At 35.8% G+C, this 12,972-nt stretch carries 23 protein-coding genes and 2 pseudogenes; 23 read left to right on the top strand and 2 right to left on the bottom strand.

Annotation, left to right across the window (positions count from 1 at the left end):
• Positions 1-3: 3 nt before the first annotated feature.
• The 13 genes and pseudogenes from HZ311_RS04630 (at position 4) to HZ311_RS04575 (ending at position 5,934) form a co-directional block, all read left to right on the top strand.
• A complete protein-coding gene (locus HZ311_RS04630; protein ID WP_178946504.1) occupies positions 4-312 on the top strand; it encodes a DUF771 domain-containing protein in 309 nt (102 codons plus the stop codon).
• 18 nt (positions 313-330) lie between these two features.
• The gene (locus HZ311_RS04625; RefSeq protein WP_178946503.1) at positions 331-1,089 is read left to right on the top strand and encodes a phage antirepressor KilAC domain-containing protein; all 759 of its coding nucleotides are present in this window, start codon (positions 331-333) and stop codon (positions 1,087-1,089) included.
• Positions 1,090-1,100: 11 nt separating this feature from the next.
• Positions 1,101-1,289, top strand: a complete 189-nt coding sequence (locus HZ311_RS04620) for a hypothetical protein (protein WP_178946502.1) — start codon at positions 1,101-1,103, stop codon at positions 1,287-1,289.
• A 138-nt stretch (positions 1,290-1,427) separates the two neighbouring features.
• Positions 1,428-1,553 (top strand): hypothetical protein, encoded by a 126-nt coding sequence (locus HZ311_RS15905; RefSeq protein WP_269153469.1) that lies wholly within the window; start codon positions 1,428-1,430, stop codon positions 1,551-1,553.
• Between the two features lie 218 nt (positions 1,554-1,771).
• Positions 1,772-2,122, top strand: a complete 351-nt coding sequence (locus HZ311_RS04615) for a hypothetical protein (protein ID WP_178946501.1) — start codon at positions 1,772-1,774, stop codon at positions 2,120-2,122.
• Positions 2,106-2,780, top strand: a complete 675-nt coding sequence (locus HZ311_RS04610) for a Sak single strand annealing protein (protein ID WP_178946500.1) — start codon at positions 2,106-2,108, stop codon at positions 2,778-2,780. Before HZ311_RS04615 ends, HZ311_RS04610 begins: the two co-directional genes overlap by 17 nt.
• Positions 2,781-2,785: 5 nt before the next feature.
• A complete protein-coding gene (locus HZ311_RS04605) occupies positions 2,786-3,472 on the top strand; it encodes a putative HNHc nuclease (protein WP_178946499.1) in 687 nt (228 codons plus the stop codon).
• A gap of 2 nt (positions 3,473-3,474) precedes the next feature.
• The gene (locus tag HZ311_RS04600) at positions 3,475-4,107 is read left to right on the top strand and encodes a DNA polymerase III subunit beta (protein WP_178946498.1); all 633 of its coding nucleotides are present in this window, start codon (positions 3,475-3,477) and stop codon (positions 4,105-4,107) included.
• A 14-nt stretch (positions 4,108-4,121) separates the two neighbouring features.
• Positions 4,122-4,871 (top strand): helix-turn-helix domain-containing protein, encoded by a 750-nt coding sequence (locus HZ311_RS04595; protein WP_178946497.1) that lies wholly within the window; start codon positions 4,122-4,124, stop codon positions 4,869-4,871.
• Positions 4,872-4,883: 12 nt separating this feature from the next.
• Positions 4,884-5,177 carry a hypothetical protein gene (locus HZ311_RS04590; protein ID WP_229078077.1) on the top strand — a complete coding sequence of 98 codons (294 nt, stop codon included), beginning with the start codon at positions 4,884-4,886 and terminating at the stop codon, positions 5,175-5,177.
• On the top strand, positions 5,167-5,331 hold the full coding sequence (locus HZ311_RS04585; protein ID WP_010733960.1) for a hypothetical protein: 165 nt from the start codon (positions 5,167-5,169) through the stop codon (positions 5,329-5,331). The genes HZ311_RS04590 and HZ311_RS04585 overlap by 11 nt, the downstream gene beginning before the upstream one ends.
• Positions 5,324-5,626, top strand: coding sequence for a hypothetical protein (locus HZ311_RS04580; protein WP_137072776.1), 303 nt, complete (start codon positions 5,324-5,326; stop codon positions 5,624-5,626). Before HZ311_RS04585 ends, HZ311_RS04580 begins: the two co-directional genes overlap by 8 nt.
• Positions 5,623-5,934: pseudogene (locus HZ311_RS04575) on the top strand (MazG-like family protein). The gene HZ311_RS04580 and the pseudogene HZ311_RS04575 overlap by 4 nt, the downstream one beginning before the upstream one ends.
• Before the next feature lie 213 nt (positions 5,935-6,147).
• Here HZ311_RS04575 and HZ311_RS04570 read toward each other — a convergent pair.
• Positions 6,148-6,393, bottom strand: coding sequence for a toxin-antitoxin system, toxin component (locus HZ311_RS04570; protein WP_137072774.1), 246 nt, complete (start codon positions 6,391-6,393; stop codon positions 6,148-6,150).
• Positions 6,394-6,803: 410 nt separating this feature from the next.
• Here HZ311_RS04570 and HZ311_RS04565 point away from each other — a divergent pair, with 410 nt between their 5' ends.
• The 4 genes and pseudogenes from HZ311_RS04565 (at position 6,804) to HZ311_RS15900 (ending at position 8,316) form a co-directional block, all read left to right on the top strand.
• The gene (locus tag HZ311_RS04565) at positions 6,804-7,181 is read left to right on the top strand and encodes a YopX family protein (protein WP_071866025.1); all 378 of its coding nucleotides are present in this window, start codon (positions 6,804-6,806) and stop codon (positions 7,179-7,181) included.
• A 410-nt stretch (positions 7,182-7,591) separates the two neighbouring features.
• Positions 7,592-7,786, top strand: a complete 195-nt coding sequence (locus HZ311_RS16035) for a DUF1642 domain-containing protein (protein WP_178946496.1) — start codon at positions 7,592-7,594, stop codon at positions 7,784-7,786.
• Positions 7,753-7,998 (top strand): annotated as a pseudogene (locus tag HZ311_RS04555) (DUF1642 domain-containing protein); the annotation flags it as partial. The gene HZ311_RS16035 and the pseudogene HZ311_RS04555, both read left to right, overlap by 34 nt.
• Before the next feature lie 195 nt (positions 7,999-8,193).
• Positions 8,194-8,316: a hypothetical protein gene (locus tag HZ311_RS15900; protein ID WP_010733971.1), complete on the top strand. Its 123-nt coding sequence runs from the start codon at positions 8,194-8,196 to the stop codon at positions 8,314-8,316.
• A 52-nt stretch (positions 8,317-8,368) separates the two neighbouring features.
• Here the strand turns inward: HZ311_RS15900 and HZ311_RS15985 are convergent, their stop codons facing one another.
• Positions 8,369-8,620 (bottom strand): hypothetical protein, encoded by a 252-nt coding sequence (locus HZ311_RS15985; RefSeq protein WP_081367400.1) that lies wholly within the window; start codon positions 8,618-8,620, stop codon positions 8,369-8,371.
• A 306-nt stretch (positions 8,621-8,926) separates the two neighbouring features.
• Here HZ311_RS15985 and HZ311_RS04550 point away from each other — a divergent pair, with 306 nt between their 5' ends.
• From HZ311_RS04550 to HZ311_RS04525, 6 genes are all read left to right on the top strand, one after another.
• Positions 8,927-9,394 (top strand): ArpU family phage packaging/lysis transcriptional regulator, encoded by a 468-nt coding sequence (locus tag HZ311_RS04550; protein ID WP_071866027.1) that lies wholly within the window; start codon positions 8,927-8,929, stop codon positions 9,392-9,394.
• Positions 9,395-9,939: 545 nt separating this feature from the next.
• A complete protein-coding gene (locus HZ311_RS04545; protein WP_023520218.1) occupies positions 9,940-10,122 on the top strand; it encodes a hypothetical protein in 183 nt (60 codons plus the stop codon).
• Positions 10,123-10,925: 803 nt separating this feature from the next.
• Positions 10,926-11,105, top strand: coding sequence for a hypothetical protein (locus HZ311_RS04540; protein ID WP_071866029.1), 180 nt, complete (start codon positions 10,926-10,928; stop codon positions 11,103-11,105).
• The gene (locus tag HZ311_RS04535; RefSeq protein ID WP_071866030.1) at positions 11,105-11,347 is read left to right on the top strand and encodes a hypothetical protein; all 243 of its coding nucleotides are present in this window, start codon (positions 11,105-11,107) and stop codon (positions 11,345-11,347) included. The genes HZ311_RS04540 and HZ311_RS04535 overlap by 1 nt, the downstream gene beginning before the upstream one ends.
• Positions 11,337-12,608 (top strand): site-specific DNA-methyltransferase, encoded by a 1,272-nt coding sequence (locus HZ311_RS04530; RefSeq protein ID WP_178946494.1) that lies wholly within the window; start codon positions 11,337-11,339, stop codon positions 12,606-12,608. Before HZ311_RS04535 ends, HZ311_RS04530 begins: the two co-directional genes overlap by 11 nt.
• 139 nt (positions 12,609-12,747) lie before the next feature.
• A complete protein-coding gene (locus tag HZ311_RS04525) occupies positions 12,748-12,954 on the top strand; it encodes a hypothetical protein (RefSeq protein WP_071866032.1) in 207 nt (68 codons plus the stop codon).
• Positions 12,955-12,972: the final 18 nt, after the last annotated feature.

Raw genomic sequence — 12,972 nt, 5'->3', positions numbered from 1 at the left:
TCTATGTTTCCACAACAAAAACAGTCAGTGACGGTGGATATTCAGGTTAATGACGCTTACTGGAAAGAATATGCAGACACATACCTCAAAGAATTGTTCGAACAGTATTTACGACCACAGTTTTTAACTATTGCTGACATGGAAAAAATTACTCGTAGAAAACGAGCGTGGATAATGGAATACATTGTTGATGATCCATATGTTAGGAAAAACAAGTTAGCAAAAAAAGATACAGATGGCAAATGGATCTTCGATGCCGAAAATATTCGACCATTTTTAAAACGATTGTTCGATGATTTACCCGATTATTAAAATGATGGAGGCAACATAATGAATAAACCGCAAATTTTTAATTTCGAAAAAAAAGATGTTCGGACAGTTTTAATAAATGATGACCCATATTTTGTTGGGAAAGATATAGCTGAAGTGCTAGGTTACTCAAAGCCCAGGAATGCTATTTCGATTCACGTAGACGACGAAGACAAGCAGGATGCCCCAATTCAGGGCCCCCTTGGTGGAAAGCAAAACATGATTGTAATCAATGAGTCAGGTTTATATAGCCTTATTCTAAAGTCTAAACTTCCGAATGCCAAAAAATTTAAAAGATGGGTAACGAGTGAAGTTCTACCATCAATTAGAAAGAACGGCGCATACCTAACCGATCAAAAAGCGTATGAGATTACACACAATCCAAATTCACTAGCAGATCTGTTGTTACAAGCAGGTGAACAACTAAAACAAAAAGATTTGGTTATCCAAGAAATGCAACCTAAAGCATTATTCTCAGATGCAGTAAGAGGTAGCGTTAATTCATGTTTGATTAAAGAATTAGCAACGATTCTAAAACAAAACGGTATAAATATTGGGCAAAATCGTTTGTTCATTTGGTTAAGAGAGAATGGTTATCTTTGTCGAGACGGACGACGTAAGAATCAACCAACGCAACGTTCTATGGATTTAGGAATTATGGACGTGAGGGAGCATGTACGCACGAATTCTCAAGGTGAGTTAGTGACAAAGTTCACGCCTCTTGTTACTGGTAAAGGACAGCAATACTTTATAAATAAATTTTTGAATGAGGATGTATAGGAGGTAAGTTGATGACTTATACAGTACAACAAGAACATCAAATTCTCAATCTTATTAGGCTACGTAGAAAAGAATTACAAGATGATCGTGCAGCACTCAGAAAAGCCGATGAGCTTTCAGATAGACAAGCAGAGCTGATTGCGATGGAGCTTGAAGATTTACGCAAGTTAGAAATTAAAAATAGGGAGATAAGACTATGAAAAAGACAGACACGCTTTTTATCGGAGTCATTTTAGGTTTACTCGTACTAGTAGCGCACTACAGCGTAGTGGGAGGGAGTATTTTCGCAAGTTTAATGGTTTTGATGAACCTATTAGATTCCAAGGAAAGGAGAACATATGAAACGAAAAGAAGCTTTGAAAAAAGGAAAGGTGATTGTTGATCGATGGTGGTATGACAATAAGTCAACTTTCTTAAGTCAACAGGTAATCAATAAACAAAAGAAATGGCAGGAGATCAAATGAGACTAAGACAAAAAATAAAAGAGTATCTATTTTACAGACATGTTTTTTATTGTCCGGATTGTCGCTACACATTACGTTTTAACAATAATTTACTACAGCAGTATCATCCATGGGATGGACCGTATTGTCCAAAGTGTGGAGAAAAGATACAAAAAAAGTGACTCAGCCGACCAAAGCAATGAGTCACAAACTAAACATATCTAAGGAGATTTTAGCATATGAATAATGAACTTTCCACTTTAGATGAATATTTAACTAATCCTGATTGGGGAAAAACGAATATTAAGGAAGCAAATAACCGGAAAATTAGACGAAATCTTTTGACGGATGAAGAACTAGCATGTGATCAAGATGATCTGGGTAACTTTGTGAGTCTTTGGGATCATATCTATCTTATCCATCTATCAAAACATTCAAATAAACCAGAATATATCTACGTCATCGAAGATGGCTTGATTGATGCACTTGAAGAGTACGAGAGGGGAAATTTGATCGATATCTCATACTACGGGCAAGGGAAAAAATACATTGCTGATCTGGAGGCGGTATTCGATGAGCGAAACGAATGAAACTACAAATTTTGAAAAGCTATTTAGTAGAAAACTCAATAAGTCTCTAAAGAAGAAGGGCAAGTTTGATTATCTGTCATGGGCACGAGCGTGGGAGATGATGAAAAAGGACGATCCAGAGGCAACAGTAACCATAAACGAGTATAAACATTACAGAGTAGTTTCAGGAACGCACCAAGACTTTCTGGTTGAAGAGTACAAACCTTATTTGACAGATGAAACAGGAACTTATGTATCTGTGTCTGTCACGCTAAGAGGCAGGACTGAGACAGAACTTTTCCCGGTGACAGATTACAACAATAAGCCAATTGCTAAACCGGATGCAAGTCAGATTAATAACTCGGTTAAGCGTTGTTTTGTTAAAGCTTTAGCTCTCCATGGGTTAGGATTACACGTTTATCAAGGGGAAGATATTCCAGCTCCACCAAAAATTGATACAAAAAAATTGAATATGCTTGAAGAAATAATTAATAACTTTAATGGAGAAATGGGCGAAGACATGGTGCCTACATTAATCGAATTTGTTAACGAACAGACTGTTAAACGGAATCTAATTGCTGAGAAAGTAAATGCTCTTGAGGATTTAACTTATGAACAATGCGGATTGATGGAAAGAGCAATTGCTAAAAAACGAAATGAATTAAGTAAGAAGAAGTGAAATAAGTGTTTAATTCATTAATCGATTCCTATTCAGCAGTTCTTAGAAAGTTCAAAGGAAAAGACATTGCCGCAACAATCAACGAAGAAGTAAACATCGAACGTTTAAGAACAATGTACGAAGGCTATGAAGGTGATCGGATCATTGAAATTCGCTTTATTGATCCACGTCGCTTCACAGCCCAGCAAAGAAATTTCATCTATGCGCTCATAGGGGATATATTCATCGATACAGGCACACCAACGGACTTCTGGAAGGAATTCTTCTACTTTCGTTTTGAAGGTATCACAGGGCGAAAAATAAGCCTCAAGGACGAATCGGATACAACTGTAAGTGACGTAAACATCCTAGCAAATATCATCTTAGATTTCATCTTTGAACATCATATTCCATTCAAAGAAGGTTATGAGATTTTACCAGCGAATCAAGAATACTACTTGTACAAGTGTATTACGAAAAGAGTCTGTTGTATCTGTGGAAGAACAGGAGCTGACATTGATCATTTTGATAAAGCATTGGGTAGACGAAAACGTAAGAAAATTGATCATTCAGAATACACTTACGCAGGACTTTGCAGAATACACCACACAGAAAAACATCAACTAGGTGTAACTAATTTTAAAAATAAGTACCAAATCAAAGGGATTAAATTAAACCAGGAAACAATCGAAAAGTTAAATATTGGAGGATAACAATGACTCAACAAATTAAAGGGATAAAAAATCTGAATAAACATTTAAAAAGAGCAGCTAGTAATTTTGACTCAAGACCAATATTAAAATGTGTACACTATGGAACAGACGGAAGCATAAGTGTGACAGATTCGCACAGGATGTTGCTGATTAAACAATTTCATACACTGGAAAAAGAGTTTAATCAAGATTTAACTACAATGCAAATTGTAGAAGGTGTATATCCAGATGTAAGTCGATTCATTCCTAGCGATTTTGGAACAGAAATTACTATCAGCTTGTCAGTATTAATTAGAATCATGAAAGCTCTAGGAACAAAAGCTAACGAAATTGTTCAGTGGGAATTACTTGAAAACAAAATTATCTTTAGAAATCAATCTGACAAGATGTATTACGGAGAACCCATAGAAATATCAGCAAATGCAAATATTATAGGGGAAAAATTTACTATTTGTTTTTCAGCGAAATACATCAAAGAATGCTGTGAATTTTTCATGGATGCTAAAGAAAGATATGCAGTCGATAATGTGACAGTAAAAATGGCGAGTCCAATCAGGCCGGCAGTCTTTACTATTGATGAATCTAAATATTCTTATCTTGTTACCCCGGTTAGAACATCAATCAGAACATTTTAGAAAGTAGGTATACCATGCAAGAACACAGAAGTTATTACGCTATCATACCTGCAAATGTTAGATATGACGATTCATTGATACCTAGTGCAAAACTTCTTTATGGAGAAATCACAGCTTTGTGTAATGAAAAAGGTTATTGCTGGGCTAGTAATGAATACTTTGCCAATCAATACAAAGTAAGTAAGCCAACAATTCAGAATTGGCTAAAGTCACTTGAAGAAAAAGGCTATATTTACCGAGAAGTTAAGTACAAAGAGGGTAGTAAAGAAATCGAGGCTAGGTATATAAGAATTCTTGGTGGGGGTCACCAAGAAAATTTGGTGGGGGGTCACCAAGAAATCTATCAAGATAATAATACATCTATTAATAATACATTTAATAATACAAAAGAATATATAAGAGAGTTACCGCCTTCGAAAAAATCGAAGGCTAAGCCCATCCGTCATAAATACGGAGAGTACAAAAATGTTCTCTTGTCAGATGACCAAATGGAGAAACTCAAAACAGAATTCCCTAATGATTATCAAGAAAGGATTGAACGGTTATCCGAGTATTGTGAATCAGCTGGTAAAACTTATAAAAATTACTTGGCCACTATTCGAAGCTGGGCAAGGAAAGAAAAAAGTGAGCCTAAGAAGATGAATAGTAGCTACAAGCGCACAGGAAGACGAGAGACACTTCCTGAATGGGCAATCGACCAAGAAGCCTATCAAAAGAAAAAAGCGCTAGAACGATCAAATAAGCCCCGATGGGATGAAGCGTAAGGGGGAGAAGATTTGGATATTAATTTTGACTACTTAGGATTAATTAAAGAAATCGCTAAGTACAAAAAAGATGAGGAGTATGACATTTTAGGAATCGTACATGATCAACTGGCAGCAGTTAATCTCGAACAGATCAAAAATGATCGTAGATGTTGGGCGAAATTACGTCATTATTATGCTTTTTACATTGATCGTACAAAACTAAGGGAAACAGCTTATATGAAATTGCTTTTTTGGGAATGTATCAAAGGATTAAAAGCACATTTAAGAGAACTCGAAAGACAAGGGTACTGTCATGGAAATTAATGAGTTGAAAGCTCAAGTGGAGCTAATGCACAAAGAAGCGATGAGGCAAAGCGCTTCGTATGAAGACAAATGGTTAAATACATTTCACGGCGGACGTGAGAGTGCACTTGATCAAGTACTCAAATTATTGAAAGGAGACTGTCAGGATGGATAAGAAAGCAGCAATGAAACGAATTGCTGAATTAACCAGTGCGGAATCTTGGCAAGAAGATGAAAAAATCATCGTAGAAGTACAAAAGCTTGGTAAAAAGATATGGACTGAGAAGCTTAGAAGAAAAACACCGAGGAAAATTGCAATTTGGCATGGCGACAGAATTCTAGTTACAGGTACAGCTGAACAGTTAGCAGAAATTACTGGGCTGTCAAAAAATATCATATGGAGCAGAGCGAAGCACATGGATATTGACTCTAAGGGCCGTCAATTTAAATACATGGAGGAAGAAAAATGAACGAACTGACAATAAATATTGAGAAATGGGCTAAAAATAAAGGATTGGATCAGGCACAACCAGAGAAACAGATGTTGAAGGTAATTGAGGAACTTGGAAAGGTCGGAGCTGGTATGGCTCGTGGCAATTTAAAAGCCGTAAAAGATGGTATCGGAGACACGCTTGTTACTCTTATCATTTCAGCTATGCAGCATGGGTTGACTGCTGAGGAGTGCTTAGTACAGGCTTAGAACGAAATTAAAGGACGTACTGGGCAAATGGTTGATGGGGTGTTTGTAAAGTCTAGTGATCTGGAGGACAGCAAATGAAAAAACTAATTATGCTCATTGTGACTATAGGAATGGTTTTTAGTTTATCGGCACGTCGTTAATTTACAAGAGTTTCTTGAAAAGTAAGCCAAGGGATAGATAATCTCGCTGCCATTCTCATCTGTTAGAGATTAGCAATTATTGTAAAGGAAATCGTAAAAGGAAAATTTACCGTATTTTGCTGAGATAGAAAAGCCCCTTTCTGAGTAGAGGCTAATTAAAAGTCACACTTTGCTCTTTTAATTGTTTAATTACTTCAGCAACATAAGTTTCTTGAAATTTTTTTTCAAACTCTTCTATAAATTTTTTTGATGTTAAATCAAAATTTTTTTCTGAATACTCAATTAGTTCATTGGGTGTATCGAATTCTGCAATAATTGAAGCACTGTCAAAAGAATCTGCTACTTGTAATGAGACAGTTTTCATTATTGATACAATATCAACTTGTGTTTTTAGCATAAATTTCACTCCTTTATATAAGTTTAACACATAATTGATGAATAGTAGTGTGTTTTATAATTCTATACATTCATTGTGAAATAAATGAGATAAAGTGAATGGGTCTCCGACGATACTGAGGTTAAAAACCGTAGTGAGATTCTTTGGATGATGCCAATCTATATGAGTTTACACAAACTGAAAGAGACTCACGGAGACAACGAGTACGACAAGCAATACCTACTGATCATCGGACTTGCCAAGTTGCGGTTTGGGGTAGAGGCCAGCAAATGAGTGATTGGGAAAAGGATAATGAAAAGAGTAATGATTAGCAAAGCCATACGTCGCTTAAGAAGTTACCTGTACAATTAAGCTACAAAAGATGCAGAGAAAGCTATTATTATTTTTCAGAATATGGAGGAAGACAGCAGATGATACTGAAGTTTCGGGCATGGGATAAGAAAAACAAGACAATGCATGAAGTTGAATTAATAGATTTTATTGATAATATAGGCTATTTATCGATAGAAGACGGTAGAGGTGATTGGTACAGCTTTGAAGTCGATACCATACTCATGCAATCTACAGGACTGAAGGATAAGAACGGTGTAGACGTTTATCAAGGCGATATTATCAAATGTACTAGTGGTTGTCCTCATGAAGTCATTTGGTTAGAGGAGTATGGCGGGACGTTTATCGGTGGTATGCCAGCATGGTATCTTTCAGGACTAAATAATGGCTATTCTTGGACGGGTGAAGAAGAGGTAATCGGGAATATTTGGGAGAATAGTGATCTATTAGAGGAGTAGACGTAAGAAACCAGCCATATAGACTGGTTTAGTTGTTACTTTTTAAAGCGATAGATTAGATATGCGATAAAAGTAACAACTGCGAGAAATAGGCCAATCAAATATCTAATAAAAATAGATAACGATTGATCAAGTCCATAGTTAAAGATTTTAGATATAAAATAAAAAATCGGACTTGCAAAAAGAAACATTGTGTAACATTGATCATTGCATTTTGCAAATCTACAAATAACTAGGACGAAAAGAATAACTATCACTCAAAAGATAACCTTTGCAGTTATAAACAAATGAGCCACCCCCTAAATCCCCCCACAAATTAACGCTAACACGTTAGAGATTTAGAGACGAATAATAAGATTGAAACTCAGATATATTCAAGCAAGTGAACAAAAACACATTGGTTAGTTTTTATGAAGGAGGAACAGCAAAAGCCAGTGTTGCCTGAGTTTGTAGCTAAGTGGTTTGAGGATGCAAAGGATAATTTAGAAATTCCAATATTCTACGAATGTGTTAGAGCGATGGAGATTAGCAAAGAATATCGTAATGAATTTCATCAATGGTTTGCCAATTCGAAAAAAATCCAATCGAAACACTCATTCGCATGAAAGATGGCTACGAGGTCGAGAAAGAGCCGATGTATTATGTGATATTGAGTGAAAATAAAGGTGGATGGAAATATACTTTTTTAGATGAAGAAGGAAACGCTGATTATACAAATAACAAAGCACATATTCCAACTTTTACTGAAAAGGAAATCAAAGGGAATGACGAACGCTTCTGGCCATTTGCTGTGCCAGTGAAAGAGGTGGAAGGATGAGGGGATTGATAATAGTCATTTTAGTCTCTACAATAACTTCTTTTATTGTTTCCTTTCTCGTAATGAAATTCCATTTAAGAATACTTAATAAATGGTTGCAAAAGTTTTTCGATGAAGAAACCAAACGAATAAAAAGTTACTTGTCTAGAGGCAAGTAGCACAAAAATTTTTAACAATTGGAATAGGAGTGTCAAGATGGAAAAAGCTAAAAGCTTAATTATATGGAATAAAGACGGATCAACAATGAAATCTGAGAAAGTAACAAATTTTATAGAGGACTGGCAAAGAGCAAAGCGAATATTGCAGTTGCTCGATTAGTGGATATGAAGACTATATAAACAGCGAAAGAATGTACTTCTAAGAGAAAAATTTATTTTCTATAAAAATAGGAAAGTATCATTATGAAAAAGACCACAGAGATAAATAAACCTACCACATAAAAAATGAATATTTCTTGCGATTCAATATAGGTATGTTTAACAATTTGTACAATAAAAAATACTATAGGTAAAAAAGATAACATGAGGAGCTTATTTGTTCTAGAGTGTTTGACAAAGTAACAAAACGCGACAACACCAATACAAACGGGAATCCAAAATAACAGCATGCTCCACATAGTCACTCAACCATCTCCTATACGCTTTATTATCAATAGATAATATCATTTTTCGTAATAAAGATAAAAAAATAAGTAAGGCTTCTCATTAAATATAAAAAAGACAGCCGACCACTGGCTGTCCTTAGCAGAATATTGAAATAGTGAGCCATCTGTTTTCCGCCAGATAGCTCAACATGTATATGGGTAACGAGTGCAACCTCGCTACTTGAAAAGCTTAGCATAAGCATGGGTATAAAAAAAGCCGGATTCCTCCGACCTTAATTAATAATTCTGACACAATTATTATATCATAAATGGAGGAATCAATGGATGGTACTTTTCGATGTAAAGAAGTATGAGACACCAGAGGCAAAAGATGTGGATATGGATCGCACAAAACATAATGTTGGTGTTTTCCTTTCAGCATATCTGTCAGCTAGATGTAGGGTAGGTCAACCTCGTGAGCCTAAAGTAACAGCATCTTACTCCTTGGTTCCACCTTCTACTGCAAATAATACATTTGAAGCAGAACGAATGATGATTGAGAAAGAGGAAGCACAACAAGAATTTGAGTACTTGCACAAATTATTTATTCGTGGCTATTCAGCAATTCAGCATCCGCATAAACCTGATGTAACAGAAAGACGGAAAAAGATATTCTATGATCGTTATATCAACGGTATGTCGATTTATGTAACTGCTCAAAGAAATAATACGAGCGAGGAATCTGTAAAAGCAGAATCGAACAAAATCATCATTCAATTTGCTTCTTCCTTAGAACTGGTTGCTTTTAAGTAGCCAGTTTTTACACTTTTTATACCCATTTACTACCCAGAAGCTTTCCTTTTTATACCTTTTTTGTACCGATCAACTACCTAGCAAATGATTTATTATGATAGTGTCGAAAGATTAGGAAACAGGACTTCGACAAAAACAATTTGAAGGGAGGAAATCTCCCTCATCGTTGTAATTAAGCTTCGATAGACAGCAGCAAATAAACTAAAGGATGTGGGGTTCAGCTCCTGCGGATAGTTCATATGTTGCTGTGGCGGAAGTAGGAGACGCAACGGTCAATGGTGAATAACCTCGTGAGAACCTAGTAGGTTCTTGTGTGTAGTGCAATCCCACTCCAGTGACTTTGGGAGGACTTATTTAACACTGGTCAGTGTAATAAGTATCTGACCCATAACAATAGCAACTGAGGCTGTGGTAGGGAAGAGAAGCGGTTGTCAGGCTTGTGTAAGGTTGTTGGATTTGTTTGTATCTACAATATGAACATGCTTTACTAATTATCAAAAATTGTTTATCCTGTATGGAAAATGTTCTCAGAGGTGAAACGATTTATGTTAGAAACTAGTGAATTGAAAAAAGATGGCATCTACATGGCTAAAGTAGTCGGAGAAAAAGAACTTTATAAAATCAAAATTCGTAATATTTTAGAAAGAACAGCAGTCGTCGAGTTAGTGGACGACAGCAATAAGGTAGCTGTAGTTAAGTTAAAAGATATTAGAGAAGCTGTCCTATAAAGGATAGCTTTTTGTTTTGAGAAAAAATTTGCCGGTATCAAATCTGGCAGATTGTAGGGCCTATTTACTTATAATTCGAGTTTTGCAACAAAAGCTACAAAATAAAAATTCGTCTGAGGGTCTTTTTAAGCTAATAGAGAGAAGAGCATCATTATGTTCTGTATGATACCCGATAGCAGTGATTTCATCTTTTTGTTTAATACGATGGCAAGTGCATTCGTGAATGACGAATCGATTATTCGATATTTTTAACTTTTTCTTTTTGATCACATAGTAAGGCATTTTACTTACCTCTCTTTTTTACTCTATTATACAGCGAAAGGATAAAAAGTCATGAAAAAGTTAAATCAGATGAATGATTAGAAGGGACAAGGTAAAGACTCGTAAGCAATACAAGCTACATTTTTTTACAACATTTGATCAAAGTGTATTGTCTAGGGAGGACTGTTTACACAAGTCTGTCACTTAGAATGTATGAGATAAACTTGGATGTTACAGAGTCTTGCTACCAATATCTTAGGAGGGAATTATGAAAACGAGGCAAATAATTTGGAGAAAGATTACACGCTAATCCAAGATGCGTCAGAGGCCAATAATCAAATTATATCAAAAAAGCCTATACTAGTTTCCGCTAGTATAGGCAAATGACTATAGTAAAAAACAGTTTACAAAAAACGAGCATTAATGTCTAGTGAAATCATTATTGCCCATTTATAAGAAAATCAAACACACTTCTCTGTGTAGTTACATAAGATCGCTCGTTGAGAGGTCTTTTTTATTTTGTCTTAAGGAGGAATGAACTCATGAAACAATACACTGATAAAGATTTTGAGGAAATGAAACAATTAAAGAAGGGCTTTGAAGAAGTTGGTCAAGGTCAAGTATTTACGATTGGAACTATTCAACGTAGATTACGTGTTGGAAAGGAACGAGCTACTGCTCTTTACAATGATTTGATCTCAGATAGAGAGAAGGCCACGTGATGAGAAACTACTGGTACGTATCACTATCTAATAGGTATCCACAGCCGAATGAAGGTGATCTAGTTAGAGTCGTCCAGTCAGTTCAGATCAAAAAGAAATACTCCATTGTAGAAATGACCAGAGAAGCGACACCGAAAGAAATTGACAAATATAATCTTCGATACTGTGGATATGGCTACTTTAATGAATCACATATTGAAGAAAATATTAACAAGAATTCGAGGGATACAAATGCAAATTGAAGTAATGAAGTTACAGGACTTAAAGCCTGCTGATTATAATCCAAGAATTAAGTTAGAACCTGGTATGGCCGAATACGAGAAGTTAAAACAGTCCATTTTGGAATTCGGCTTTGTTGATCCACCTATTTTTAACAAACGAACAGGAAATCTCGTAGGCGGTCATCAACGGGTTGCTGTGGCTAAAGATTTGGGCCTATACGAAGAGATAGACGTATCTGTCGTTGATTTACCACTTGATAAGGAAAAAGCTCTTAATGTGGCTCTCAATAAGATTACTGGGCATTGGGATGATGAAAAGCTTTCTGTTTTGTTGAAAGAATTAGAAAATGAAACCATTGTTTTAACAGGGTTTGAATCGGAAGAAGTAGAAGAATTACTTACTGCGTTTGAGTATAAAGAAGATACCGAAAAGCCTGTAATAGAAGATGGATTCGAAGTGAATGAATTTATAGAAAATCATTCTGATCCTAGAACTAAATATGGTCAACTATGGAAGTTGGGTAAGCATTATTTATTATGTGGCGATGCTACGAAAGCGAGCGACGTCGAAAGATTGCTACAAGGTAAAAAGGCGGATTTAGTTGTCACTGATCCACCATATAATGTAGCGGTGAAATCTGATAATAAAGATTTAAACGAATCTGGTCGAGATAAAATTATGAATGACGATATGAGTGATGAAGAGTTTGATCAATTTTTAATGTCTGTATTCCAAAACTATGCTAATGCAATGGAAGACAACTCGGCAATTTATGTCTTTCATGGATCTTCTTATCAGCGAGAATTTGAAAATAGGATGAATGCCGCAGGAATTATAGTTCGGTCGCAGTGTATTTGGGTTAAAAATAATGCAACATTTGGTTGGAGTCAGTATCGTTGGCAACATGAACCAGTTTTCTATGCACATAAGGAAAGATATGCACCTACGTGGTACGGAGATAGGAAAGAGACAACGGTTTGGCAAGACGATTTACTAGAAGATTTACCAGCAACCATTTGGAGAGTTCCCAAAGATGATGTGAATGCATATTATCACCCGACGCAAAAGCCATTATCACTTATTGCTATACCAGTAAAAAATAGTTCTAAAAGGCAGGATATCGTTTTAGATTTATTTGGTGGCTCTGGTAGTACATTAATGACCTGCGATCAGTTAGAACGTATTTGTTATACTCTCGAGTTAGATCCTCTATTTTGTGATGTAATTATTGAGAGATGGGAACGAGCGACAGGCAACGAAGCAATTTTAGTTTCAGAATAAAAAAGAAGCCGAGTGCGTAAACACTCGACTACTTCAACGAGGACACTAAGCCCCCGAAGATACAGAGAATGCCCACGCGTGGTTTTTCGATACCCTCTGTATCTTTTAGCATCATAACAGATGTCGGGGTGCTTAGACAATGGAAAACGAAAAATTTGATTTAGACTATGAGATTGAAAAAGCGATGGAGAAAGCAGAGTCTATTGATGAATATAAGAAAATCATTCGAATAGCTTTGGGGAAATGGCTTAAAAATCTCCAGTCAGGACAAATCAAGTTAGATAAAGTTTCCGATTTAAAGATATTGATTGAAGCTGATCTTATGTTGAAAGATATTGATGATTGAGAGATAATCAATGTAAAA

This window comes from Enterococcus mundtii, from assembly GCF_013394305.1.
GTDB classification, from domain to species: Bacteria; Bacillota; Bacilli; order Lactobacillales; family Enterococcaceae; genus Enterococcus_B; species Enterococcus_B pernyi.
The sequence above is the reverse complement of the archived record's forward strand: the minus strand, read 5'-3'. Positions and strand labels throughout refer to the sequence as shown.

Coding starts and splice junctions, on each gene's coding strand:
- HZ311_RS04620 (WP_178946502.1), top strand. CDS start 1,101: ATGACTTATACAGTACAACAAGAACATCAAATTCTCAATCTTATTAGG.
- HZ311_RS16035 (WP_178946496.1), top strand. CDS start 7,592: ATGAAGGAGGAACAGCAAAAGCCAGTGTTGCCTGAGTTTGTAGCTAAG.
- HZ311_RS04540 (WP_071866029.1), top strand. CDS start 10,926: ATGAAACAATACACTGATAAAGATTTTGAGGAAATGAAACAATTAAAG.
- HZ311_RS04545 (WP_023520218.1), top strand. CDS start 9,940: ATGTTAGAAACTAGTGAATTGAAAAAAGATGGCATCTACATGGCTAAA.
- HZ311_RS04550 (WP_071866027.1), top strand. CDS start 8,927: ATGGTACTTTTCGATGTAAAGAAGTATGAGACACCAGAGGCAAAAGAT.
- HZ311_RS04535 (WP_071866030.1), top strand. CDS start 11,105: ATGAGAAACTACTGGTACGTATCACTATCTAATAGGTATCCACAGCCG.
- HZ311_RS04530 (WP_178946494.1), top strand. CDS start 11,337: ATGCAAATTGAAGTAATGAAGTTACAGGACTTAAAGCCTGCTGATTAT.
- HZ311_RS15900 (WP_010733971.1), top strand. CDS start 8,194: ATGGAAAAAGCTAAAAGCTTAATTATATGGAATAAAGACGGATCAACA.
- HZ311_RS04580 (WP_137072776.1), top strand. CDS start 5,324: ATGGATAAGAAAGCAGCAATGAAACGAATTGCTGAATTAACCAGTGCG.
- HZ311_RS04570 (WP_137072774.1), bottom strand. CDS start 6,393: ATGCTAAAAACACAAGTTGATATTGTATCAATAATGAAAACTGTCTCA.
- HZ311_RS04610 (WP_178946500.1), top strand. CDS start 2,106: ATGAGCGAAACGAATGAAACTACAAATTTTGAAAAGCTATTTAGTAGA.
- HZ311_RS04625 (WP_178946503.1), top strand. CDS start 331: ATGAATAAACCGCAAATTTTTAATTTCGAAAAAAAAGATGTTCGGACA.
- HZ311_RS04600 (WP_178946498.1), top strand. CDS start 3,475: ATGACTCAACAAATTAAAGGGATAAAAAATCTGAATAAACATTTAAAA.
- HZ311_RS04595 (WP_178946497.1), top strand. CDS start 4,122: ATGCAAGAACACAGAAGTTATTACGCTATCATACCTGCAAATGTTAGA.
- HZ311_RS15905 (WP_269153469.1), top strand. CDS start 1,428: ATGAAACGAAAAGAAGCTTTGAAAAAAGGAAAGGTGATTGTTGATCGA.
- HZ311_RS04630 (WP_178946504.1), top strand. CDS start 4: ATGTTTCCACAACAAAAACAGTCAGTGACGGTGGATATTCAGGTTAAT.
- HZ311_RS04615 (WP_178946501.1), top strand. CDS start 1,772: ATGAATAATGAACTTTCCACTTTAGATGAATATTTAACTAATCCTGAT.
- HZ311_RS04565 (WP_071866025.1), top strand. CDS start 6,804: ATGATACTGAAGTTTCGGGCATGGGATAAGAAAAACAAGACAATGCAT.
- HZ311_RS04585 (WP_010733960.1), top strand. CDS start 5,167: ATGGAAATTAATGAGTTGAAAGCTCAAGTGGAGCTAATGCACAAAGAA.
- HZ311_RS04525 (WP_071866032.1), top strand. CDS start 12,748: ATGGAAAACGAAAAATTTGATTTAGACTATGAGATTGAAAAAGCGATG.